Annotated in this window: 19 protein-coding genes; 3 read left to right on the top strand and 16 right to left on the bottom strand. The window is 71.4% G+C overall.

Annotation, left to right across the window (positions count from 1 at the left end):
• Positions 1–101 precede the first annotated feature (101 nt).
• The 3 genes from coaD to ASG80_RS09015 are packed head-to-tail and all read right to left on the bottom strand — an operon-like array spanning position 102 to position 3,591.
• Positions 102–593, bottom strand: coding sequence for a pantetheine-phosphate adenylyltransferase (coaD, locus tag ASG80_RS09025; RefSeq protein ID WP_056729844.1), 492 nt, complete (start codon positions 591–593; stop codon positions 102–104).
• Positions 594–643: 50 nt separating this feature from the next.
• On the bottom strand, positions 644–2,848 hold the full coding sequence (locus ASG80_RS09020; protein ID WP_056729843.1) for an ATP-dependent DNA helicase RecG: 2,205 nt from the start codon (positions 2,846–2,848) through the stop codon (positions 644–646).
• Entirely contained in the window at positions 2,845–3,591 is a 747-nt protein-coding gene (locus ASG80_RS09015; RefSeq protein ID WP_056729842.1) for a tetratricopeptide repeat protein, read from the bottom strand. The genes ASG80_RS09020 and ASG80_RS09015 overlap by 4 nt, the downstream gene beginning before the upstream one ends.
• Positions 3,592–3,864: 273 nt before the next feature.
• On the opposite strand from ASG80_RS09015, the gene rsmD reads away from it, so the two are divergent.
• Positions 3,865–4,479, top strand: a complete 615-nt coding sequence (rsmD, locus tag ASG80_RS09010) for a 16S rRNA (guanine(966)-N(2))-methyltransferase RsmD (RefSeq protein ID WP_056729841.1) — start codon at positions 3,865–3,867, stop codon at positions 4,477–4,479.
• Here the strand turns inward: rsmD and thiL are convergent.
• Positions 4,449–5,450 carry a thiamine-phosphate kinase gene (gene thiL / locus ASG80_RS09005; RefSeq protein ID WP_056729840.1) on the bottom strand — a complete coding sequence of 334 codons (1,002 nt, stop codon included), beginning with the start codon at positions 5,448–5,450 and terminating at the stop codon, positions 4,449–4,451. The genes rsmD and thiL overlap by 31 nt on opposite strands.
• 24 nt (positions 5,451–5,474) lie before the next feature.
• Here thiL and ASG80_RS09000 point away from each other — a divergent pair, with 24 nt between their 5' ends.
• Positions 5,475–5,975, top strand: coding sequence for a DUF3515 domain-containing protein (locus ASG80_RS09000; RefSeq protein WP_056729839.1), 501 nt, complete (start codon positions 5,475–5,477; stop codon positions 5,973–5,975).
• A 3-nt stretch (positions 5,976–5,978) separates the two neighbouring features.
• Here ASG80_RS09000 and ASG80_RS08995 read toward each other — a convergent pair whose 3' ends face one another.
• The 12 genes from ASG80_RS08995 to ASG80_RS08940 form a co-directional block, all read right to left on the bottom strand.
• Positions 5,979–7,070, bottom strand: coding sequence for a D-alanine--D-alanine ligase family protein (locus ASG80_RS08995; RefSeq protein WP_082590014.1), 1,092 nt, complete (start codon positions 7,068–7,070; stop codon positions 5,979–5,981).
• Entirely contained in the window at positions 6,970–8,106 is a 1,137-nt protein-coding gene (locus ASG80_RS08990; protein ID WP_056729837.1) for an NAD(P)H-dependent glycerol-3-phosphate dehydrogenase, read from the bottom strand. The genes ASG80_RS08995 and ASG80_RS08990 overlap by 101 nt, the downstream gene beginning before the upstream one ends.
• The gene (locus tag ASG80_RS08985; protein WP_056729836.1) at positions 8,099–8,875 is read right to left on the bottom strand and encodes a 1-acyl-sn-glycerol-3-phosphate acyltransferase; all 777 of its coding nucleotides are present in this window, start codon (positions 8,873–8,875) and stop codon (positions 8,099–8,101) included. The genes ASG80_RS08990 and ASG80_RS08985 overlap by 8 nt, the downstream gene beginning before the upstream one ends.
• A gap of 7 nt (positions 8,876–8,882) precedes the next feature.
• Positions 8,883–10,253, bottom strand: a complete 1,371-nt coding sequence (gene murA / locus ASG80_RS08980) for a UDP-N-acetylglucosamine 1-carboxyvinyltransferase (protein ID WP_056729835.1) — start codon at positions 10,251–10,253, stop codon at positions 8,883–8,885.
• Complete coding sequence (gene leuD, locus ASG80_RS08975; protein ID WP_056729834.1) at positions 10,250–10,870, bottom strand: 3-isopropylmalate dehydratase small subunit; 621 nt, start codon at positions 10,868–10,870, stop codon at positions 10,250–10,252. The genes murA and leuD overlap by 4 nt, the downstream gene beginning before the upstream one ends.
• Before the next feature lie 2 nt (positions 10,871–10,872).
• Positions 10,873–12,336: a 3-isopropylmalate dehydratase large subunit gene (gene leuC, locus ASG80_RS08970; protein WP_056729833.1), complete on the bottom strand. Its 1,464-nt coding sequence runs from the start codon at positions 12,334–12,336 to the stop codon at positions 10,873–10,875.
• A 121-nt stretch (positions 12,337–12,457) separates the two neighbouring features.
• Positions 12,458–13,009: an FHA domain-containing protein gene (locus tag ASG80_RS22875; protein ID WP_082590012.1), complete on the bottom strand. Its 552-nt coding sequence runs from the start codon at positions 13,007–13,009 to the stop codon at positions 12,458–12,460.
• A gap of 9 nt (positions 13,010–13,018) precedes the next feature.
• Positions 13,019–15,334: a transglutaminase domain-containing protein gene (locus ASG80_RS08960; RefSeq protein ID WP_056729831.1), complete on the bottom strand. Its 2,316-nt coding sequence runs from the start codon at positions 15,332–15,334 to the stop codon at positions 13,019–13,021.
• The gene (locus ASG80_RS08955; protein WP_056729830.1) at positions 15,331–16,647 is read right to left on the bottom strand and encodes a DUF58 domain-containing protein; all 1,317 of its coding nucleotides are present in this window, start codon (positions 16,645–16,647) and stop codon (positions 15,331–15,333) included. Before ASG80_RS08955 ends, ASG80_RS08960 begins: the two co-directional genes overlap by 4 nt.
• Complete coding sequence (locus tag ASG80_RS08950) at positions 16,644–17,612, bottom strand: MoxR family ATPase (RefSeq protein ID WP_056729829.1); 969 nt, start codon at positions 17,610–17,612, stop codon at positions 16,644–16,646. Before ASG80_RS08950 ends, ASG80_RS08955 begins: the two co-directional genes overlap by 4 nt.
• A 19-nt stretch (positions 17,613–17,631) precedes the next feature.
• Positions 17,632–22,911: an Ig-like domain-containing protein gene (locus tag ASG80_RS08945; RefSeq protein WP_056729828.1), complete on the bottom strand. Its 5,280-nt coding sequence runs from the start codon at positions 22,909–22,911 to the stop codon at positions 17,632–17,634.
• A 139-nt stretch (positions 22,912–23,050) separates the two neighbouring features.
• Positions 23,051–23,542 carry a glyoxalase/bleomycin resistance/extradiol dioxygenase family protein gene (locus tag ASG80_RS08940; protein WP_056729853.1) on the bottom strand — a complete coding sequence of 164 codons (492 nt, stop codon included), beginning with the start codon at positions 23,540–23,542 and terminating at the stop codon, positions 23,051–23,053.
• A gap of 302 nt (positions 23,543–23,844) precedes the next feature.
• Here ASG80_RS08940 and ASG80_RS08935 point away from each other — a divergent pair, with 302 nt between their 5' ends.
• The gene (locus tag ASG80_RS08935; RefSeq protein ID WP_056729827.1) at positions 23,845–24,222 is read left to right on the top strand and encodes a hypothetical protein; all 378 of its coding nucleotides are present in this window, start codon (positions 23,845–23,847) and stop codon (positions 24,220–24,222) included.
• The last annotated feature ends 186 nt before the right edge of the window (positions 24,223–24,408 follow it).

Here is a 24,408-nt window from a genome sequence, read left to right as displayed (position 1 = left end):
CGCGTGATCTGGCGATGCTGGCAAGACCACACCATCTACAACCCCCAACTCCACGGAGGCGCCATGCAACAAAACGCCGCCTGAGGTTGACCTAGGGAATCTCATGCCGTCATCGCCGCCTGGAGGTAGTCGGCGACCACGAGCGGCACGAAGGGCGCCACGTCGCCGCCGAGCGCCGCGACCTGGCGAACGAGCGAGCTCGACACGTAGGCGTTCGCCGGGTCGGGGAGGAGGAACACCGTCTCGACGCCGGCGAGATGGCGGTTCACGATCGCCATCGGCGTCTCGTAGGCGACGTCGACCTGGGATCGGATGCCCTTGACGAGCACGGTGGCGCCGACATCCGTGCAGTAGTCGACGAGGAGCCCCATGCTCCATGACGCGACCACGATGCGGCCCTCGATGCCGGCGTCGGCGATGGAGCGCTCGATGAGCGACACGCGCTGGGCGATGGGCAGGAGTGCGGACTTGTCGGGGTTGTGCACCACCACGACGTGCAACTCGTCGTAGAGCCCCGCGGCCCGTGCGATGACGTCGAGATGGCCGAGCGTGACGGGGTCGAACGATCCTGGGACGACGGCGATCCGCTGCATACGCCCAGCGTAGTGCGAGGATGCGGCGATGTGAGGGCTTGAGGAGAGTCTCAGCCCTTGCTCAGGAACCCGCTCGCCTCGGCGTCGAGGCGGCGGCGCACCGCGGCGGCCAGTGCCGCGTGGCGTTCGAGTCCCGGGTCGCCGGCGAGCACCTCGGCGGCGAGCTCGCGGGCGTCGGCGATGACGTCGCCGTCGCGCGCCACGCGCAGCAGCTTCAGCGACGAGCGCACCCCCGACTGGCTGGCACCCAGCACGTCGCCCTCCTGCCGGAGCTCCAGGTCGACGCGGGCGAGCTCGAACCCGTCGAGTGTCGCAGCCACCGCCTCGACCCGCTGGCGGGCGAGCGAGCCCTGCTCGGCGCCGGTGACGAGGAGGCACAGCCCCGGCACGCTGCCGCGCCCGACCCGCCCGCGCAGTTGGTGCAGCTGCGAGACGCCGAACCGGTCGGCATCGACCACCACCATGGCGCTCGCGTTCGGCACGTCGACGCCCACCTCGATGACCGTGGTGGCGACGAGCACGTCGACCTCGCCTGCCGCGAACGCGCGCATCGCGGCATCCTTCTCGTCGGCGCTCATGCGCCCGTGCAGGGGGAGGACGCGCTTGTCTCCGAAGCGGGGGTGCGCGGTGAGCTCGGCCAGCACCGAGGCGACGGATGCCGCGGGCGCGGCCTCCTCGCCCTCAGGCTCGCCGGCGGGCGCCTCGCCGTCGTCCTCGGCGACCCTCGCCTCGATCGTCGGGCACACGACGAATCCCTGGCGCCCCTGCTCGATCTCCTCGGCGAGGCGCTCCCACACGCGCGCCCGCCATCCGGGCCGGTCGGCGAGCGGCACCACGTACGACTCGATGCCGGCGCGACCCGCGGGCAGCTCCCGGATGGTCGACACGTCGAGGTCGCCGAACACCGTCATGGCCACCGTGCGCGGGATCGGCGTGGCCGTGAGCACGAGCACGTGCGGCGGGTGCTGGCCCTTCAGCCGCAGCGCCTCGCGCTGCTCGACCCCGAAGCGGTGCTGCTCGTCGACGACCACGAGGCCGAGGTCCGCGAACGACACCGCGTCCCCGATGAGCGCGTGCGTGCCGACGACGATGCGCGCCTGTCCGGCGGCGGCCCTGAGCAGGGCCTTCCTGCGCTCGGCCGCGGGCAGCTGCCCCGTGACGAGCGTCGGCATCAGCGAGGCGGCCAGCTCGGGTCCGAGCATCCGCGCGATGGAGCGCACATGCTGCGCGGCGAGCACCTCTGTGGGCGCGAGGAGCGCGGACTGGCCGCCCGAGTCGGCGACTGCGAGCATCGCGCGCAGCGCGACGACCGTCTTGCCGGAGCCGACCTCGCCCTGAACGAGCCGGTTCATCGGCACCGGATGCTCGAGGTCGTCGGAGATCTCGGCGCCCACCTCGCGCTGGTCGCCCGTGAGGGCGAACGGGATCGTGCCGTCGAAGCGCTCCAGCAGGCCGCCGGGTGACGGATGCCGCGCCGTCGTCGTGTGCGCGCGCAGCTCCGCGCGGCGCAGGAGCAGCGCGGTCTGGAGCACGAACGCCTCGGTGAACCGGAGCGTGCGGCGCGCTGTCTTCCAGTCCGCCTCGACCTCGGGGCGGTGGACCGCCTCGAGGGCCCGCCGCTGGTCGAGCAGCGACCGCGCCTGGCGCACCGCGTCGGGCAGCGGATCGTCGACTCCGCCGAGTCCATCGAGCAGCAGCGCGATCGCCTTGGCGAGCTGCCAGCTCGCGAGGGCGCCGGTCGCGGGGTAGATCGGGATGGGGGCCTCGGCCCAGCGTCTCGCCGCGGCGGCGTCGGCCGCGAGCGGCGCCGCATCGTCGAACAGCTCGTAGTCGGGGTGCGCGAGCTGGCGAGCGCCGCGGTAGTCGCCGACCTTGCCGGCGAAGATGCCGCGGGCTCCCGGCACCAGCTCGCGCGCGCGCCAGGCCTGGTTGAAGAACGTGAGGGTCAGGATGCCGGTGCCGTCGGAGATCTTCGCCTCGAGGATCGAGCCGCGCCGGGAGCGCATCGACCGCTCGCGCACCTCGAGCACCTCCGCCACGATCGTGACGTTCTCGTCGAGCGGCAGGCTCGCGAGCGCGGTGAGCTCACCCCGCAGGGCGTAGCGCCGCGGGTAGTGCGCGAGCATCTCGCCGACCGTGCGGTAGCCGAACGCGCGTTCGAGGGCCTGCGCCGTACGCCCGCCGAGCGCGCCCGAGAGGCGGGTGTCGAGGGTGAACCGGCCGGTGCCGGCGGCATCCGCTCCTTCGGCCGTCATGCCTCGATCGTAGGCTCCTCCCCTGTCAGCGCGGCGAGCTCGGCCTGCACGTAGGGGTCGTCGGGACGCGCGCGGGCGAGCTCGCGCTGCAACTCGAGCGCCTCGTCGGTGCGGCCGAGGGTGCGCAGGCACCGCGCCACCGACCACCTCGCGACATGCTGCTGCTCGGCGGTGCCGTAGCGGTCGGCGGCCTCGACGGCCTCCTCGAACTGGGTGAGGGCCGCCTCGGCACGACCGGAGTCGTGCATGGTCCAGCCGAGGTTGTTGTGCAGGGCCACGCCCCAGCGCAGCACGCGCGGGTCGCGGGAGCCGTCGAGCACGTCGAAGCCCTCGGCGGCCCACTCCTCCTCGTGGCCGGCATCGTTCAGCGCGAGCATGTGCAGCGCGTCGAGCACGAGGAACGGCGATGCGGCGAGCGCCGCCTCGCGCACGCCGCGGGTGAGCTCGGGCACCGCCTCGGCGCGCCGGTCGGTGGCGGCGAGGATGCGGCCGCGCTCGATCGCGACCCGGGCGCGCACCTCGGCGACGTCCCGCTCGGGGTCGCCGGAGGGCGAGTCCGCCGAGACGACGCCGTCGAGCACCGCGAGCGCCTGTGCGCCCCGGCCCTGGATGCCGAGCGCGCGAGCGAGCTGGGTCGCCATCACGGCCCGCACGTGGGCTGGGTGCGTGTCGTCGTCCGCGGCCTCGCGGAATCGCTCCTCGCTCGCCGCGGGATCGCTGAAGTCCCACAGGCGATCGATCATCTGCTGTTCGTCCCCCCGATGCCGGGACGGTTCGGCTGGCGCCTGGTCGGTCGAGTCATCCACCCCTCCATCATGGCAGCGCCGAGGACGTGATCGCGCGGGCATGATATCGGCACATCGGCGTGGTATGCGGGCGGAGGCAGGGCATGACACCGACGAGCCGCTTCGGTATGCAGGTGGAGGCACGGGCAGGACACCGACGATCCGCGTCGGTATGCGGGTGGAGGCACGGGCATGGCACGCGGACACGGGCGTCGGTATGCTGCCGGGAGCATGACCCGCATCATCGCCGGATTCGCCGGCTCGCTCAGCCTCGCCGTGCCGCGCTCCGGCACGCGCCCCACGAGCGACCGGGTGCGAGAGGCGATCTTCTCCGCGCTCGAGTCGCGCGATGCCATGCACGGGGCGACCGTGCTCGACCTGTACGCCGGCTCCGGCGCGCTCGGCCTCGAGGCCGCGTCGCGTGGCGCCGCCGAGGTGGTGCTGGTCGAGAAGGCGAAGCCCGCAGCCGACGTGTGCCGGCGCAACGCCGACGCCGTCACGCGGGCCGCGCGGGGCCACCGGCCGCGCATCCGGGTCGCGATGCGCGCGGTGGGGACGTACCTCGAGTCGGCCATAGGCCCGTTCGACCTCGTGTTCATCGACCCGCCGTACGAACTCGGCGAGGGTGCCCTTGCGCACGACCTCGAGCTCCTCGCACCGCTGCTCGCGGCCGATGCGGTGGTCGTCGTCGAGCGCAGCTCCCGGTCGCCCGAGCCGCAGTGGCCGGCGGGCATCGCGCGCGAGCGGCGCCGCGACTACGGCGAGACGACGCTCTGGTGGGCGGCGGCCACGCGGCCCGATCCGCGGTCCGCGGCTCAGCCCGCGCGCCCGTCCCAGCCCGAGTAGGGATCCCAGCCGTCGGCGCCGACCACGCGGCCATCCACGAGCACGTCGCCCGAGCCCGGCACGACACGGCCCACGACCTCGAACGGCGCCGGCACCGCAGTGCCCGCCGGGAAGGTCGCGAGCAGTCCGTGATCCTCGGCGCCCGCGAGTGCGACCCGCAGGTCGGCGCCGAGCGCGGCGCCGTCGAAATCGAGGCCGACCCCGCTCGCCTCGGCGATCCGCCGCGCGTCGCGTGCGAGCCCGTCGGAGACGTCGAGCATCGACGTCGCGCCGGCGAGCGCGGCGGCGACGCCCGCCGCCACGGGCGGCACGGGCGCGAGCTGCGCGCGCACGAGCTCCGGGTGCCGCGCCCGCACGTCGGCGGCCCGCCCGGGATCGGGCTCGCCCGAGTCATCCGTGCCCTCGGCGAAGAGGAGCGCGAGGCCGCGCGCGGCGTCACCCCGCGCGCCCGCGTGCGCCACGACATCGCCGACGCGTGCTCCCGACCGCAGCACGGGGGCGCGACCCTCGAGGTCGCCGAACGCGGTCACCGCGATCGTGAGCACCGTGGACGCCGACAGGTCGCCGCCGACGACGCCGGCGTCGGGGGCGAGGGCGGCGAGCCCTTCGCGCAGCCCGTCGGCGACCCCCTCGAGCACGGCGACCGGCGTCGACGGCGGCGCGGCGATCGCGACCACCAGTGCCGTGGGCCGCGCGCCCATCGCGGCGACATCCGTGAGGTTCGTGGCGGCCGCCTTCCAGCCGAGTTCGAACGGCGTCGACCAGGCGAGCCGGAAGTCGGGACCGTGCACGAGCATGTCGGTCGTGACGACGAACCGGCCGTCGGCGGCTGCCACGACCGCCGCGTCGTCCCCGGCGCCGAGGAGGGCGGCGTCGCCCGGCGAGATCCGGGGCAGGACGCGGGCGAGCACCGCCGACTCGCCCAGCTCGCCGATCGTCGTGGCGTCGTCGGGGCGCGCGGCTCGTTCCATGCCACTCACGGTAGCCTGATCGGGATGCCCCACCCAGACGCCCCTCACCCGCGACGCGGGCCGCGGCGCGTCGCGATCGCCGCCGGCCTCGCCGTCGCCGGCACGCTCGCGCTCGCCGGATGCAGCCAGGCCGTCGCGTTCGACGTCGCCCCGTCGGCGAGCGACCCCGACTGCGCCGCCGTCGTGGTGCGCCTGCCCGACACGGTCGCCGGCCTCTCCGAGCGCGAGACCAACGCCCAGGGCACGGGCGCCTGGGGGCAACCCGCCTCCGTGCTGCTGCGCTGCGGCGTCGAACCGCTCGGCCCCACGACCGACCGGTGCGTGAGCGTCGACGGAGTCGACTGGGTCATCGACGAGTCGGATGCCCCGACCTACCTGTTCACGACATACGGGCGCACGCCCGCCGTCGAGGTGCTCGTCGACAACGACGTCGTCTCGGGCACGACGGCCATCTCCGACCTGTCCGCGGCCGTCTCGGCGATCCCGGCCGAGGGCGGCTGCGTCGCGCTCGACGACGCCGACTAGCAACTAGCGGCTGCCCCGCGCGTACCCGACCTCGATGAGCTCGTCGATGAGTTCGGGATAGCTGAGCCCGGAGTTGAGCCAGCAGGTCGGGAACATCGAGATGGGCGTGAAGCCCGGCATCGTGTTGACCTCGTTGACGACGTACCCCTCGTCGGAGAGGAACACGTCCACCCGTGCGAGCCCCTCCCCGCCGATGGCCTCGAAGGCGCGACGGGCGATGCGCTGAAGCTCGAACAGTTCGCCCTCGCCGAGATCGGCCGGGCAGATCAACTCCACGCCGGGTGCGTCGAGGTACTTCGCGTCGAAGTCGTAGAACTCGCGGCCGGTGACGACCACCTCACCCGCGACGCTCACCCGGACGTCGCCCGCCGAACGGCCCTCGAGGACCCCGCACTCGATCTCGCGCCCGACGACCCCCGACTCCACGAGCACGGTGCGGTCCTCGGCGAACGCGACCTCGAGCGCGGCGTCGAGCTCCGACCAGTCGGCGACCTTGGTGACCCCGACCGACGACCCGGCGCGCGCCGGCTTCACGAACGCCGGCAGGCCGAGCGCTCGCACGCGCCGCGCCCAGAGATCCGGTTCGGCGGCCAGTGCGGCGCGCGTGAGGGTCACCCACGGCGCCACCTGGATGCCGGCGCCCTCCAGCACGGTCTTCGTGACGTGCTTGTCCATCCCGATGGCCGACGCGAGCACGCCGTTCCCGACGTACGGCAGCCCGACGAGCTCGAACAGGCCCTGCACGGTGCCGTCCTCGCCGAACCGGCCGTGCAGGATGGGGAAGACCACGTCGATGTCGCCGAGGGAGCGCTCGCCCGCGGCATCCGACACCCTGAGCTCTCGTGAGGCGGCGCTCTCGGGCCAGCAGACGCGCGTGCCGTTGTCGACGACCTCGGGGAGGTGCACGGGGTCGAGGGCGAACCGCTCCGGGTCGTCGGCCTCGAGCACGAACGCGCCGTCGCGGGTGATCCCGACGGGGATCACGTCGTACCGGTCACGGTCGATCGCCCTGAGCACCCCTCCCGCTGTTGCGCAGCTGATCGAGTGCTCGCTTGAACGCCCGCCGAACAGCAGAACCACCCTGAGCTTTTTCATCCATCATCCTTTCGCCCTGCGGCTCGTCGTCGGTCGTGAGGTGCGGCGCGATGTCCTTCGGCGCGAGCGTGCCGGCCAGCACCTGGCGCACCTGCTCGACGATGGGCATCTCCACGCCCTTCGCCTTCGCGAGCTCGAGGATCGGCGCGACGGACGCGAGGCCCTCGGTGGTCTGCTGCATCTGGTTCACCACGTCGCTCAGGTGATACCCCTGCCCGAGCAGTCGCCCCGCCGTGTTGTTGCGCGAGAGCGGCGACTGGCACGTGGCGATGAGGTCGCCGAGGCCCGCGAGTCCCGACAGCGTCTCGGGGTGGGCGCCGTACGCCACCGCGAAGTCCGTCATCTCCACGAGCCCGCGCGTGATGATCGACGCCTTCGTGTTCTCGCCGTATCCGGCGCCGTCGACGATGCCGATGGCCAGGGCGATGAGGTTCTTCAGCACGCCGCCGAACTCGGTGCCGATCACGTCGGTGTTCACGAACGAGTGGAAGTAGCGGTTGCGGGCGACGGATGCCACGGCCTGCGCCGTCTCGAGGCTCGTCGAAGACACGACGGCCGCGGTCGGCTGCTCCTTCGCGATCTCGAGCGCCAGGTTGGGACCGGAGATGACCGCGATCTGCGATTCGTCGATCGGCAGGCACTCGGCGATCACCTCGCTCATGCGGTGGCCCGTCCCCTGCTCGATGCCCTTCATGAGCGACACCACGGTCGCCTCGGCGTGCAGGTGCGGGCCGGCGATCTTCAGGTTCTCGCGCAGCGCCTGGCTCGGCACCGACACGTAGACCTGCTCGGCGCCTGCGAGGGCGAGGTCGAGCCGGCTCGTGGCGCGCAGCCCGAGCGGGAGGTTGATGCCCGCGAGGTAGTCGCTGTTGCGCTTCGCCTCCTGGATCTCACGCGCGAGCTCGGGCCGCCGTGCCCAGATGACGACGTCGGCGCCGCCGTCGGCGAGGATCTTCGCGAACGTCGTGCCCCAGCTGCCCGCGCCGAGCACGGCGACGCGCTTGCCCGGGGCCTTCCTCGCCGGTGTCCTAGCCATCAAGTCGACCGGTCTCCTTCTGCCCGTGCGCCGTCGGATCCCAGCGCTCGGCGGGCGCCGGCTCGTCACGGAGCTCGGCGAGCAGCGCCGCGATCGCGTCCATGAGCTCGCCGGTGGCCTTCAGCAGCGACGCCTGGTCGATCGGCTTGCCGCGGTAGGCGCTGAGATCGAGGGGCTCCCCGATCACGACGTCGATCGTCTTGCGGGGGAAGAGACTCAGCTTCTTGCCGTAGCGCGCCAGCAGCGCCTGGGTGCCCCAGTGGGCGGCCGGGATGATGGGGATGTCGCGCTCCAGCGCGATCCGCACGGCGCCCGTCTTGCCGCGCATCGGCCACAGGTCGGGCTCGCGGGTGAGCGACCCCTCGGGGTACACGACGATCATCCGCCCCTTCTCGACGAGCTCCTCCGCTGCTCGCAGCGCAGCGTGGCTCTTGCTGCCGGCGCGTTCGACCGGGATCTGCCCCGAGCTCCGCAGGAGCCAGCCGAGCACCGGGTTCTTGAACAGCGATGCCTTGGCGAGGAACCGCGGCGCACGCCCGAGCTTCCAGCTCACGACGCCCATCACCACGGGGTCGATCTCGCTGTAGTGGTTGGGCGCGAGCACGAAGGCGCCGGTCTGCGGCATCCGCTCGGGGTGGTGGAACCGGAACCGCACCGCGAGATTGAAGATCGGGATGACCAGGGCGGCGAGCAACCAGAAGATGGAGGGTCGGCGCTTCTCCGAACGAGGCTTCGTGGCAGCGTTGGAGGACGAGTCGTCGTGGGGCACTCCCCCATTATCCTTCGAGTTCGAAGTCCGCCCCGAGGAGCTCCAGCTTCGTGATGAAGTTCTCGTAGCCGCGCGCGATGATGCCCACGTTCGAGACCGTCGACCGGCCGTCGGCGGTGAGCGCCGCGATGAGGTGGCTGAAGCCGCCGCGCAGGTCGGGGACCTCGATGTCGGCGCCGTGCAGCGGAGTCGGACCCGAGATCACCGCGGAGTGCTGGAAGTTGCGCTGCCCGAAGCGGCACGCGCCGGCGCCGAGGCACTCCTTGTGCACGTCGATCGACGCACCCATCTCGACGAGCGCGTCGACGAAGCCGAAGCGCTGTTCGTACACGGTCTCGTGCACGATCGAGACGCCCTTGGCCTTGGTGAGGGCCACCACGAGCGGCTGCTGCCAGTCGGTCATGAACCCCGGGTGCACGTCGGTCTCGATGATGACGGGCTTCAGCTCCCCTCCGGGGTGGAAGAAGCGGATGCCGTCCTCGTCGATCTCGAAGTCGCCACCGACCTTGCGGAACACGTTGAGGAACGTGAGCATCTCGGCCTGGCGGGCGCCGCCGACGAAGATGTCGCCGTCGGTCGCGAGGGCCGCCGCCGCCCAGCTGGCGGCCTCGTTGCGGTCGAAGAGCGCTCGGTGGGTGTAGCCGTTGAGCTTCTCCACACCCTCGATGCGGATGACGCGGTCGGTGTCGACCGTGATAATCGCGCCCATCTTCTGCAGGATGTTGATGAGATCCATGATCTCGGGCTCGATCGCGGCGCCCGAGAGCTCGGTGATGCCGTCGGCGAGCACTGCAGTGAGCAGCACCTGCTCGGTCGCGCCCACGCTCGGGTACGGCAGCGACACCTTCGCACCGTGCAGCCCGTTCGGTGCCGACATGCGGATGCCGCTCGGAAGCTTCTCGATGATGGCGCCGAAGTTGCGCAGCACCTCGAGGTGGTAGTCGATGGGACGGTCGCCGATGCGGCATCCGCCGAGGTCGGGGATGAACGCCTCGCCGAGCCGGTGCAGCAACGGGCCGCAGAACAGGATCGGGATGCGGGACGAGCCCGCGTGTGCGTCGATGTCGGCCATGTGCGCCGACTCGACCGCCGAGGGGTCGAGGATGAGCTCGCCCTCGTCCACGCCGTGGGTGACGCTCACGCCGTGCACCTCGAGGAGGCCGCGCACGATGCGCACGTCGCTGATGTTCGGCACGTCCTTCAGGACGCTCGGCGTGTCGCCGAGGATCGCCGCGACCATCGCCTTCGTGACGAGGTTCTTCGCGCCCTTCAGCTCGATGCGCCCGCGCAACGGCTTGCCGCCGTTGATGGTGATGCGGTCGACGTTCAATCCGACCGCAGTCCCGTGGTTCTTGGCGTCCTGTCCGAGTGTGTTCACAGAGCTCCTGATTCTGCCGGCTCCCTGATAGGGAGGGTCTTCGGCCGCCAAGCCTCGCGATGTGACTCGAACTCGGCGATCGACTCCTCGTCCCTCAGGGTGAGCCCGATGTCATCGAGCCCTTCGAGAAGCCTCCACCGAGTGTAGTCGTCGATGTCGAACGGCACTGAGAGCGTGCCGACGCTCACCGTACGCTCAACCAGATCGACGGTGACGGATATTCCCGGCTCGGCCTCGACCTGTTCCCAGAGGCGCTCGACGTCCTCGTAGGCGACCTGCGCCGTGAGCAGGCCCTGCTTGCCGGAGTTGCCGCGGAAGATATCGCCGAAGCGGGAGCTGATCACGACGTCGAAGCCGTAGTCGCGAAGTGCCCACACCGCGTGCTCGCGGCTCGAGCCGGTGCCGAAGTCGGGTCCGGCGATGAGCACGCGCGCCCCCCGGTACTCCTCCTTGTTCAGGATGAACTCGGGGTCCTGGCGCCAGGCATGGAAGAGCGCGTCGTCGAAGCCGGTCTTCGTGACGCGCTTCAGGAACACGGCGGGGATGATCTGGTCGGTGTCGACGTTCGAGCGGCGCAGCGGAACCGCCACGCCGGTCACGGTGCTGATTTTCTCCATGGTCAGCGCGCCTCCCCTTCGTTCTGCAGGTCCCACGGGCTCGACAACGTGCCGCGGATGGCGGTCGCGGCCGCGACGAGCGGCGAGACGAGGTGTGTACGGCCGCCCTTGCCCTGCCGGCCCTCGAAGTTGCGGTTCGACGTCGACGCGCAGCGCTCGCCGGGAGCGAGCTGGTCGGGGTTCATGCCGAGGCACATCGAACACCCCGCGAAGCGCCACTCGGCGCCGAACTCGGTGATGACCTTGTCGAGCCCCTCCGCCTCGGCCTCGAGGCGGACCCGGGCCGAGCCCGGCACGACCATGACGCGCACGCCGTCGGCCTTCTGCTTGCCCTTGATGACCGATGCGAACGCCCTGAGGTCCTCGATCCTGCTGTTGGTGCAGGAGCCCATGAAGACCGCGTCGACCCGGACGTCCTTCAGCGGCGTGCCCGGCTTCAGGTCCATGTACTCGAGCGCGCGCTCCGCGGATGCCCGCTCGTGCTGGTCGGCGATCGACGCCGGGTCGGGGACGGCCTCGCTCAGCGAGACCCCCTGGCCGGGGTTCGTGCCCCAGGTGACGAACGGCTCGAGCGCATCGGCGTCGATGAAGACCTCGGCGTCGAATTCGGCGCCCTCGTCGGTGGCGAGCGTTTCCCAGTAGGCGACCGCGTCGTCCCAATCGGCGCCGGTCGGGGCGTGTGCACGGCCCTTCAGGTAGGCGTAGGTCGTGGCATCCGGAGCCACCATGCCGGCCCGGGCGCCCGCCTCGATCGACATGTTGCAGATCGTCATGCGGCCGTCCATCGAGAGCGCGCGGATGGCGCTGCCGCGGTACTCGAGCACGTAGCCCTGCCCGCCGCCGGTGCCGATCTTCGCGATCACGGCGAGGATGACGTCCTTGGCGGTGACGCCCGGGCGCAGCGCGCCCTCGACGTTGATGGCCATGGTCTTGAACGGCTTCAGGGGCAGCGTCTGCGTCGCGAGCACGTGCTCGACCTCGCTGGTACCGATGCCGAACGCCATGGCGCCGAAGGCCCCGTGGGTCGACGTGTGCGAGTCGCCGCACACGACCGTGATGCCTGGCTGGGTTAGCCCGAGCTGCGGGCCCACGACGTGCACGATGCCCTGCTCGACGTCGCCCAGGGAGTGCAGGCGGATGCCGAACTCCTTCGCGTTGCGACGGAGGGTCTCGATCTGCGTACGGCTCGTCGGGTCGGCGATCGGCTTGTCGATCGCGAGCGTCGGCGTGTTGTGGTCCTCGGTCGCGATCGTCAGGTCGGGACGGCGGACCGGACGGCCGGCCACGCGGAGGCCGTCGAAGGCCTGCGGGCTCGTGACCTCGTGCACGAGGTGCAGGTCGATGTAGATGAGGTCGGGGGTGTCGCCATCGCCCTTCTTCACCAGGTGGGCGTCCCAGACCTTCTCGGCCAGGGTGCGCGGTCGTGCTTCCGACGTGTTCACGCCGTTCGTGGGTGCTGCGTTCATGCGTTCGCTTCCTCAGAATCTGTGGTCAGCCGACGACGGACTCCGCGACGGGATCGGCCTAGAACGAGGCCCCGCCGCGGCACCGAAGGAGAAGAAGTCGTGAAGCACGCACCCAATCAGGCTACACCGTGTCGAGCGGCACCCGGTCCAGCCGGACGGCGAACTCGCCGAGCAGCAGGGTCGCCCCGGCGGGGGCGTCGGCGCCCTGGCCGGGGTCGAGCTCCTGCGCCTCGCCCTCGGGCGTGAGTACTCTCGTGCCGTTGGTGGAGTGGAGGTCGGTGACGACGACGCTGCCGTCGACGACCTCGACGAGGGCGTGCGTCTTCGACACCGAGCGCGCCGGATCGACCAGCGGCATCGGCGCGGCATCCGGCCTCGCGGCATCTGCAGGGTCGCGCCCGAGGACCACCGGCCCCAGCAGCAGCACCTCGAGCCCGCCTGGCGCGCGCAGCCGCCATGCGCCGGGCCGTGGTCGGGACGCCGGCGCCTCCGTATGCGCCTCGGGTGAGGGCGGCGCGGCAGGGGCGGGCGGAGATCCGACCCCCGGCGGTGGCGGGAAGGCGGGCAACGTGCGCGGCGGAGCGTCCCGCACGGTGCGATCGGGCTCGTCGCTCGGGCGGGGCGCCGCCGGGATCAGCCCGGGCGGCGGGACGATGAAGTCCGGCGAATCCACGCCCCCACTCTAGCGACGTGCGTGCACGCGGTACCGGCTGATCAACCGTCGGACGCGACCGGCGGCCCGAGCCACGGCGTCGGTCGCCGCATCCGCGGCGCGCCAACGGTCGTGGACCACCGCGTCGCTGACCTCGGCGCCGCCGAACACGTCGCGATCGATCGTTGCCGCCAGCGTCGAAAGCCCCATGGGTGCCGCCGCGGATGCCGCCATGGGCGTCGCGAGTACGGCGGACGCCGTGAGCCCCTGCTCGTCGACCTGTCGTTCGAGGGCGCGCGCCGACTGGAGGCGAGTGCCCTGCGCCGGCGGCTCGAATCCGAGCTCCGCGTACCGGTCGACGAGCTCCTCCCAGGCGCCGGCCGCCCGGCGGTCGTTGGCGCCGCGCTTCCGCCACCGCCGGCGGGCGCCCTTCACGAGGGCGACCACGAGCATGGGCAGGAACACGAGCCCCGCCGGGATGCCGACCGCCACCACGGTGACCCAGACCCACGCGGGCAGCGCGAAAGGTCGGTCGCGGTCGTCGTCGGAGTCGTCGATCTCGACGGTCGTGAGCAGCTGCTCCTCGTCGTGCTCGGCGCGCGGCGGCTGCCGCACCTGCGGTTGCGGCTCGGACTTCGGCTTCGGCGTCTGCTCCTGCGGCACGTCGACCTGGTCGGGCGTCGGCCGGAACGACACCCAGCCCACCCCCTCGAACGGCACCTCGACCCAGGCGGTGACGTCGCCGCCGAGCACCTCGACCGCCTCGCCCTCGCGGATCTCGGGCGCGAAGCCCATCACGACGCGCGCGGGGTACCCGAGGTGTCGGGCCATGAGCGCCATGGCCGACGCGTACTGCTCCTCGTCGCCCACCATCTGGGTGCGGGTGAAGAGCTCAATGATGCGGTCGGCACCGTGACCGGCCCGCGACGGCACGGTGTCTGAGGCGAGCCCGTGGCTCAGGAACCCGTTCGTCTTCAGGCCCGTCTCGATCGCGCGGAGCTGCTCGATCGGGGTCACCGCCTCCCCGACGTACTCGTCGGCCTTCGCGGCGACCACGTCGGGGGCGTTCTGCACCGCCGGCATCGCGAGATTCGCGATGGGCACGTCGAGCAGTTCGTCGGTCTCGGGCTCCACCTGTACGCGGGCGTCGAGCTCGTAGCGCGTCCCGTCGGCGACGCCGCTCGTCAGCACCGCAGTGCCTGCGCCGGGGTTGTAGCGCAGGTCGCCTGCCCGCTCGCTCGTGCCACGGTCGCGCAGGGCGAGGCTCTCGCCGTACCCGACGGTGGGGAGCCACACGCCGTCGTAGCCCTCGACGTGCACCTCCACGCGGCGCTCGCTGCCGAGGGTCGCGAGGAGCGGCTCCGGCAGGGTCTCGCCGACGATCGCATAGCCGCCGCCGTCGGCGCCCACGTCGTCGGGGCCGGCGACGTTCCAGAGTCGGCCGGTGTACGCGTCCATGGTCGCCAGCCGGATCACGTCGCCCGGCTCCAGGCCGGACACCTCGAACAGCGGGGTCTCGGCGAGGTCCTTCGTGTAGTTGCGGAACCCGGACAGCGGACTCGGGAACTCGAGCGGGTCGAACGGTGGGACGACCTCCTCTCGCAGCACGAACCGGTCGGGTGACACCGGTGCGAGCGCGAGGCCGGCGACAGCGCCGATCGCGATCGCACTCGCGACGACCGTCGCGGTGCCGGCGATCTTCTGCCGTCGCAGGCGCGCCGCGCCGTCGCCGCCGGCCTCGACCGTGGCGCCGCGACGCCATGCGAGCCACACGAGCGCGATCACGGCGAACGCGACACCACGCACGCCTGCGAGGTACGCCTCATCGGTGCCGAGCAGGATGCCCGACAGGTAGAGCACCACCGGGCCGATGAGCAGCACGCTCGCGCGCGGCGCGGTGCGACGCCTCGGCAGCCAGCGCGTGGCCAGCATCGTGCCGACGAGGGCCACGAGCCACGCGGCGAAGTACGGCACCACGGCGACGTAGTCGGGCGCCTCGACCGGGGTGCCGATCGTCACGATGTCGGCCCAGCCGTAGACGGGGCCGATCACCAGCCCTGTCAGGCCCTCGAGTGACGGAAGCGCGGTGTACAGCGCGGCATCCGGCATCGTCACCGGCGTGCCGACGAGGACGTACCCGGCCATGGCCAGGAGCACGGTCGTGACGACGCCGAGGCGCCAGGCGCTGCCCGCCACCGCCGTGAGGGTGCCGACCGCGAGCCCGGCGGCCGCGGCGACGAGGAAGTTCAGGTCGCCGAAGGCGGTCTCGTAGCCGGCGATGCCGAGCAGCGAGAGCAGGCTGAGCACGAGGAGGTCGCTCACGACCGTGCGGGACAGGCGGGTCACGGACGCACCCTCCGCACGAGCCTCGCGAGGTCGGTGAGGTCGCCGACGGTGATCACGGTCGTGCCCGCCATGCGGGTGATGCGCGACACCGCGCCGAGCTCGGCGCGGAACGCGATCGTCTCGGTGTCGGGCCCGAAGAGGGTCTCGATCGGACGGAGGTCGGCGACCGGGAGCTGCGAGCCGGCGACGGCGATGACGACGCTGGGCGGGGGCAGGCGCTTCGTCGCCTCGCGCACGAAGTCGCGCACGGTGGGGAAGGCGCGCCGCACCGGCTCGATGCGTGCCGTGTCGTCGAGCAGGGCGGTGGGGGTCGCCGTGCGGAGCGCGAGCCCCTCGGTGGCCACGGCGACGCGGGTGGCGTCGCGGATGACCTGCACCCCGATCGACGCGAGCACCGACACGGCGAGTTCGAACTCGTCGTCGGACGCGTAGTGCTCGCGCTCGGTCGACTGCACGAGGATGAGCTGCGACCGGCGCGTCTCCTCGTACTGGCGGACCATGAGCTGGCCGGTGCGCGCCGACGTGCGCCAGTGCACGTTCCTCAGAGCGTCGCCCGGCTCGTAGGCGCGCAACGCGTGGAAGGAGATGTCGTTGTTCGTGATGGTCTTCGTGACCTCGCCCTCGAGGTCGCGCACGAGTCCAGCCGCCGACGGCCGCAGGCGAGCGGTCAGAGGATGTACGAACAGCTCGACGGGGTCGGTCCAGCGCACCGTGCGCCGCAGCAGGCCGAGCTGGTCGCCCCGCACCGACACGGCGGGACCGGCGACGATCACCGCACGACGGTTGGTGGGCACGGCGAACAGCTCCTCGTGCTCGCCTCCCGGCGGCAGCGCCGGCACGATGAACTCGGCGAGCCCCGCGCCCACGGGCAGCTCGAGTCGCGACGGGGTCGACGTCGACGCTCCGGCGTTCTCCACGACCAGGCGGCCGAGCGCCCGCTCGCCGGCGACGACTCGTGCGGGCTGAAGCTCGATGCCGACCCGGTAGTGCATGCGCCCGAAGACGAATGCGATCGACACCAGCACCGCGGCGAGCAGTGTGCACCCGAGGAAGGCGAACTCGATCCAGCCGAACACCCACGCGACCACGAGGGCGACCGCGGCGCCGGCCAGCACGAGCCATCCGGTGGTCGAGACGACGCCGGTGACGGGCGCTGCGAACGCGGCGATCGCACGCCCGGCTGCGCCCGCGCGCCCCGCGAGGGCACGGGCGGATGCCGCAACCGAGCGCCCCACGGCGCGTGCCGCGATGCGGGTCTGCGAGGGTCGCGCGGCCGGCGCAGGTGCCGCCTCGGGCCGGGTCGTGTCGCTCATGCCGCCCGGTAGGCAGGCGGTGCCACTTCGACGAGCACGCGCCCCACGATGTCCTCCGCGGTGACGCCCGCGAACTCCGACTCGGGGTCGACGATGATGCGGTGCGCGAGCACCGGCACGGCGAGCTCCCGCACGTCGTCGGGCGTGACGTAGGTGCGGCCGTGCGCGATCGCCCAGGTCTTGGCCGTGCGCGCCAGGGCGAGGGCCCCGCGCATGCTGACGCCGAGGGACGAGTCCTGGTGCTCGCGGGTGGCGGACACGATCTGGTTCAGGTAGCCGAGCACGGCGGCGTCGACGAAGACCTGGGATGCGAGCTGCGACATCGTGGTCACCGAGCTCGACGCGATGATCGGCGACACCTTCGACGCGCGCGCACGGTTGGCGGCGTCGAGCAGCAGCGTGACCGCCGTGTCGTGGTCGGGGTAGCCGAGCGAGGTCTTGATGAGGAACCGGTCGAGCTGCGCCTCGGGCAGCGAGTACGTGCCCGCCTGCTCCACCGGGTTCTGCGTGGCGACCACCATGAACGGCGATCCCACGTCGTAGCTCACACCGTCGACGGTGACCTTGCCCTCTTCCATGACCTCGAGGAGGGCAGACTGCGTCTTCGGGCTGGCCCGGTTGATCTCGTCGGCGAGCACGATCGACGCGAAGATCGGCCCGCGGTGGAACTCGAAGCGCCCCTTGCCCTGGTCGTAGATCGTCACGCCCGTGACATCCGACGGGAGCAGGTCGGGCGTGAACTGGATGCGCGAGTTGGTGCCGTCGAGCGTGTTCGCGAGCGCCTTCGCGAGCACGGTCTTGCCGGTGCCGGGGAAGTCCTCGAGCAGCACGTGTCCGTCGGAGAGCAGCGCGATGAGGACGAGCTCGATGACCTCGCGCTTGCCGAGGATCGCCTGGTCGACGTTGTCGACGAGCTTCGAGAAGGCGTCCTGGAACCACAGGGCCTGTTCTTGAGTCACTGACACGGTGCGCTCTCTCCTCTACCTAATTCCAGTCCTGTCGCGCGCTCTGGTACGTCCAGCTCGAGGCGTCGATCGCCACCCAGACGCCCGGGTAGCCGCAGTAGCTGCCGGTCGAAGTCTGGCTGTCGAAGGTTCCCCGGCCGTTCGCCCCGATCGAGATCGAGGTCGAGCGCAGCAGGTTGCCGTTGCAGTACATGCGGAGCGGGAAGCTGCCGCTCTCGGGGAAGTTGGTCACCTCGACGTGGTAGTACCAGCATCGGCCGCTCGTGCAGCCGGACTCGCCAGCGGCACTCCCGCTCTTCGTCAGGTCGACCGATGTGGGCGGCAACGGCGGGTCGCTCACGCCGACGGAGTCGGAGGCGATGGGGCCGACTTGGTCGCTGCCATTGTTGATCGCGCGCACGTCGACCGTGTACGTGCCTGCGCCGCGGTTGCTGACACTCGCGGACCTGCTGGTCGTGTCGTTCCACGCGCCGCCGTTCAGCCGCCATTGATAGCGGACCGAGCCGCCGCCCGTCGACGCCGGCGCATCCCAGGTCATGGTCAGGTCCGCCGGCGCGTAGCCGGAGGAGCTGATCGACACGTTCTGCGGAGCCGTCGGCGTGCCGTAGGGTGTCACGGTCGTGCCCGCCGACCAATCGGATGCACCGATCTCGTTGATCGCTCGCACGGTGAAGGTGTACGCAGTGCCGTTGGTCAGTCCGCTGATGCGCTGGGTGATGCCCGCGGCCCCGGCGCCGTACGTCGCAGTCTGGCCGTTGTAGTTCACCTCGTAGCCGGTGATCGCCGAGTTGTTCGGCGCGGGCGCCTGCCAGCGCACGTCCGCGTATGCGTCGCCGGCCGTCGCGAACGGGGCGCTCGGTTTGTCGGGTCGGTCGCGGACGATCACCGTGACGCGCCCCTGCGTCTCGCGCGCCGGATCCTTCGTCGCGTCCTGGATACGGTAGATGACGCTCAGCGTGCCCGTGAACGCGGCACCGGTGCGCACCGTGACATCCGACGCCGTGAAGCTCGCGGATGCCGCCGAGCCCACGTCGAGCTGGTCGACCTGGGCGCCGATCACCCGGAGCGGCACCTCGGGGAACGGGTTGAAGTCGTTCGCGAGCACGTCGATCGTCGCCGAGTCGCTCCGGGTCAGGTAGATCGGGCCGTCATCGACCGCCTGGGCTTTCGCCCGGGTCGAAGAGACGACCTTGACGTCGACGTAGCCCGGCACCGTGAACTCGTTGAACGTCACGTCGAAGGTGAGCCGCGTTGCCGTGCCGGGCTGCACGCCGAGCGGCGCGGAGACCCGCAGGACGCCGCCGTCGATCGACGCCTGGATGTCCGCGGTCGTGCCTTGCAGGTTGCCGTATCCGAGCCGGTTGATGACGTCGGGGTTCGGGTGGTCGCTCGACGAGCGCAGGTCGATCTCGAGCGGCTGCTCTCCCGCCTCGATCGTCTCGGCGCGCGGGGTGAACACGGGCGGGGTGTCCTCGAAGTTCGGGTCGCCGACCGTGACCGGGACGGTGAGGAGCGCCTTGCGCCCGGCGGGATCCTCTGCGTCGCGGCCGTCGGTCACCTCGAAGGTGACGGATGCCTCGCCGCGATAGTCCTGTGCGGGCTCGTACTGCAGGGTCTGCCCGTCGACGTACGCCTCCGAGCGGGCGTTCGCGGCGGACGCGGAGAGCACGAGCGCGGGCTTGCCCGAGGGCACGACCACGAGGTCCGCGACATCCCATCGGATGCTGCCGTTCATCGGCACGATGATCGGGTCGAGCTTCGCCAGGTGCGGGGCGGGGATCGTGGGCTCGTCCTGGTCGAGGTCCTCAGCGGATGCCGCGGGCGGCACGATGACGAACGCCATCGCGCTGAGCGCGTCGAGCTCGTTCGAGAGGCGGTAGGCGACGGCGTACCGCTCGCGGCCGGGCTTCACCACGATCCGCCCGTCGGGCGTCACCTCGGCGCGGCCGGCGTTCGGCCCCTCCACGGTGACGACGAGGTCGTCGACGAGGCCGCCGGGGTTGGTGGCGTCGTCGAGCGGCTCGACGGTCACCGAGTCGACCTCGACGACGTCCTCGGGCTCGATCACCTGGTCCTCCGCCGTGGGCGGCAGGACCTTCGCGTCCTCCTTGACCGCGACCTGCAGGAACGCGGTGTCGGCGCCGCCGTGGCCGTTCGAGATCTCGTAGCGGATCGTGAACGCGCCCTCCTGGTCGGGCGCGGTGACGACGACGCGTCGCCGGTCGCGGATCTCCGCTTCGATGCCCTCGTCGACCTCGGGCAGGTCGACGGCCTTCAGGCCGTACCCGCTCGGGTCGGAGTCGTTGAGGAGCACCTCGACGGACGCCGTGCGCCCTGGCTTCATCTCGATCGTGTCGTCGACGGCCTTCGGCGGCAGCGCGACCGCCGGCCGAGGGATCACGCCGATGCGGATGGTCCCCGTCGCAGCGGCGCCGAACGTGTCGCGCAGCTCGTACGAGAACGTGTCGGTGCCCGTGGAACCGGCGAACGCCTCGTAGGTGATCGACGTGCTCGTGCGTTCGACGACACGACCGAGGTTCGGTGCCGAGGTGATGCCGGTGAGCACGACGGAGTCGCCGTCGGGGTCGAGTCCGTCGAGCGGGATGTCGATCGAGACCGCAGAGCCCGCGAACGTGCGCGAGGTGAGCGGCGTCGGCAGCGGTGGGCGGTTCTCGCCGGCGTCCTCGGCCACCACCGTGAACGTCACGTTCGCGCGGGCGGTCTGCTCGAAGTCGTCGCCGATCGTGTACACGGCGGTGTACGTGCCGGGCTCGTCGGGCGCCTGGTACCGCACCTCGTCGTCGTCGACGAATGCCAGCCCCTGCAGTGAGCCCGTGTCTGCGAGCTCGGGAAGCACGTGGAGCGCGGTCGAGTCGGGGTGGTAGTCGTTCGCGAGCACGGGCACGGTGGCGATGTCGCCCGCGCGCACGTTCACGGCGTCGTCGACGGCCACGGGCGGCTGATGGTGCACGAGCGGCGGCACGGGCACGACCGTCACGGTCGCCGTCGCCGTGTTCACGCCGTCGGAGATCGTGTAGCTGAACTGCAACTGGCGGTCGAGCGCCTCGGACGCGGTGACCCGCGCGACGGTGTTCGTGAGGATCTCGACCGAGACGAGATCCTCGGTCTCGGTGTCGTCGGCCGACTGCACGGCGAGCACCCGCCCAGACGGCGAGACGTCGTTCGCGAGCACCGGCACCGAGGTCGGCTCGCCGGGCCGCAGGTAGGCGGTGTCCTTCACCGCGATGGGCGGCGGTGCCTCGGCGGGGGGCTCGACGACCTGCACGCGCACGAGACCGACGCTCACCGCGGCATCCGCCCCGACGTTGTACAGGAAGATGTACTCGCCGGGCTCGTTGGACGAGAACGCGATCGTGCCGCGCTCGGGGTTCGGCGTGACGGATGCGCCCGTGGGCACCTGCTCGACGCCGAGCAGTGCGAGTGGGGCCCCCGACGGCGTGAGGTCGTTCTCGAGCGGCTCGATGAGGGTCGTCTCGCCGGCGAACACCTGCACGAAGTCGGGCGTGCCCACGGGATTCAGGGTGCCCGTCGGCTTGACGTCGACGGTGAGCGTGCCGGTGGCGGTGAGCTGGCCGTCGGAGACCGTGAAGGCGACCTCCTTCAGGCCGAGCTCGCCCGACTTGTGTTCGAACGTCACGTAGCCGTCGGGGCTGAAACGAACGGAGTCGCCGCTCGTCGGCGAGGCGTTCACGAGGAACACGTCGTCGCCGTCGGGGTCGTTCCAGTCGGCGAGCACGTTGCAGGAGATCTGCTGTCCCTGCTCGACGCTCACTGCCCCCGACCGGATCGAGGCGGGTGCGGCGTTCTCGGGCTCGGGCACGACGCGCACGTCGACGGATGCCTCGGCCACGCCCTTGCGGCCGTCGTCGACCGTGTACCGGAACGAGACCGTGCCGGCCGCCCCCTCGGCGGGGGTGAACTGCAGAGCCCGCCCGCCGTCGATCACCTCGAGCCGCCCCTGGGATTCGGTGATGTCCGACGTGCCGGCGACGGTGAGCACGTCGCCGTCGGGGTCGGTGTCGTTCTCGAGCACCTCGAGCACGGTGGTGCGCCCGGGACGCACGCCACCGTCGTCGTCGCGGGCGAGCGGCGGCCGGTTCACGTCGGTGCGCTCGGCGAGCGTGTCCTCGAACGTCTGCTGGGCGCTCTTCTCGTCGCCCTCGAGCTCGTCGGTCTCCTCGGGCGGGGTCACCTCCTCCCAGTTGTCGACGAGACGGAGATCGGAGTCGACGAGCCAGGCGTTGCCGTTGGTGAGGTCGTTCAGCACGACGACGTCGCGGTTCACGCGGAACTCGAGCCGGGAGCCGGCCGTCGGCTGCTCGATGGACTGCGAGGCCGGCTCTTGTCCGTCGCACGCGGCGAGGTAGGTGGACGAGGTCGCCCAGGCCGCATGCGCGCACCCGTCCACCCACACCGGCGCGGCCACTTCGTCGGCGGAGCGGGCCGGGCCCGCGGCTGCGTCGCTCTCGATGACGCGGGCATCCCCGCCGCCGAGCGGCACGACGATGAGCTCGGCCGCACCCGCGACGTACGCGAGATCGTGCTCGGCGCTGGACTGCTGGAGCCGCATCCCCGGTTCGGGCAGCTTCACCTCCCGCCCGTCGACGATCACCACGTTGCGGTCTTCGTCGAACACGACCGCCCGCTCGCCGACCGCGGCCAGCTGGTGCGCGCCGAGCTTCGGGAGCGAGGTGACGCCCGGTTCGCCGCCGCCCGCGTCGACGCGCACGAGCTCGTCGTCACCGGCGGACGTGGCGAACACCGTGCCGCGATCGCTCACCGCGACCCTGGCGTCGGCGCCGAGCTCGGCGATCGGGTCGGTGCCGTGCGCGTCGAACGCGAGGTCGCCGCCGGCCGGCGTGGTCCACAGCTCGCCCTTCGGCGAGAGGATCGCGAGTACGTCGCCGCCGTACGCGATGCGGGAGCCGAGCGGCACGTCGATGCGCTGCGTGAGCGTCGTGAACGACGGGTCGACGCGTTCGAGCGAGCCGGCACTCCCGTCGAGCAGGAACACGTCGTCGCCGCGCTGGAACACGTCGATGTCGTTGGAGGCCGCGGCGACCGCAGCGTCGAGCTCCTCGATCTGGCGGTTGAGCCGGCCGGCGAGCAGCTCCTGCCCGTTGGTCACCCACACGTCGCGCGCGCGCAGGTCGGGGTCGGTGACGGGGAACCCCTGGTGGAGCGCCGCGATCGTCACCGGGACACCGACGGCGATGGCGAGCGCGACCACGGAGGCCACCGGCTTGCGCGCCCGTACCCAGGACGTGAAGGTGCCCACTCTCAACTCCCCTGGGATGATTCCGTCGAACGAATACGTCGGAAAGGCCGGGCGCGCGACACCCGAAGGCGATCAACGTAACACGCACCGGTGTCCCCCTGAAATGGGGACACCTCCCCATGGGATCGGCGCTGGTCGCTCAGCGCAAGGCAGCGCCGAGTGTGTCATCGTCGGGCGCATCGAAGTCGCCGGTGATCCCTTCTTCCGCCCAGGCGCGGGCCTGCTCCTGGTCCGCCATCCGCGGTGCGGTGAAGACGATCCGGTTTCCGTCCGGGTCCGTGAACCGCAGATCCGTCGTGAACCACGGCGTGTCCAGCGGTCCCTCCACGTCCGCACCGGCCGCGCGAAGCCCCACGGCCACGGCATCGAGATCCGCGTCTCCTGCGGCGAACGAGACCGAGACCGAACCGGCAGCAGGCTCACCCTGCGTCACGAGCAGATCCTGGTACTTCATGCGGCGCAGATGCACCAACTGCGGCACGCCCCCGGGGCCCGGAATCGTGGCGAGTGTCACGAACCCGGCGCGCGAATAGAACGCCTCGGTCGTTCGCAGATCGCGCACGACCAGGTTCGCGAACACCGGCATCGGATAGATCGACCGGTCGATCGCCGGCACGTTGTGCTCATTCATGGCGACCACGCTGCCAATTGACGTTACGGAAGAGTCAAGCCCTCGGTCCGCGCTCCCGTTGTCATCTCCCCGGGGGGTTGTCAGAATCCCAGCCCTGTTGACAGTCGTCCCTGAAGGTTGTCAGCGGTCCCACGCAACTTGGCAGAGACTCCAAGCTTGCGTGGTGCTGACGTCCGGCTGAGAGCGCTTGCCGCTGTGCTGGCCGACACCGTACCGATTGGACTTGGGCATGCCTACGGGCTGATCTGGCGTGCTCTTGGGTGCTCTCCCTATAATCGGTGCGAGGGTCACCAGGAGACAACATGTCCGCACCTATCGTATTCATCAGCCATTTCAGAGTAAAAGATTTGGCCGCGTACGAGCGGATGGCGCCTGAGGTTGTCCGCCGCCTCGAAGCTGAGATGCCGCAGACAGCGGCGTTCCTCCACTATCTCGACCGCGGGGACTCCCGGTTGACGATCGTCCACCTGTTCGCCGATGCAGAGGCCTTGGACCGCCACCTTGAGGGGTCGGAGACACGCGGGGAGCAAGCGGGGCAGGTCATGGAAAGGGAGGCGTGGGAGATCTACGGCCCAGCCAGTGATCAGGCGCAGACGACGATGCGGCGGCAGGCGGAGTCGGCTGGCGTCCCGCTCACGGCACACGCGGAGTACATCGCCGGCTTCGTACGTCTCGCGTAGGCATCAGACCTCCGCGGGGAGGAGCCGGAAGGGCCGACCGCCCTTCCCGACAGCCAGGAGCGCTTGCGACACGGTCAAGATTGGCCCAACGGCCGATGAGGGTTGGTGGTGCAACGCTCGCCGGGGCGGCCATGCGGGCCGGGCCGATTCGGTGTGCGCTGCTTGTCTGAGGGAGCGGCAGCATGC

Origin of the sequence: Agromyces sp. Soil535, from assembly GCF_001428255.1 — a bacterium.
Taxonomy (GTDB): domain Bacteria; phylum Actinomycetota; class Actinomycetes; order Actinomycetales; family Microbacteriaceae; genus Agromyces.
This window is presented reverse-complemented; position numbering and strand designations above follow the sequence as displayed.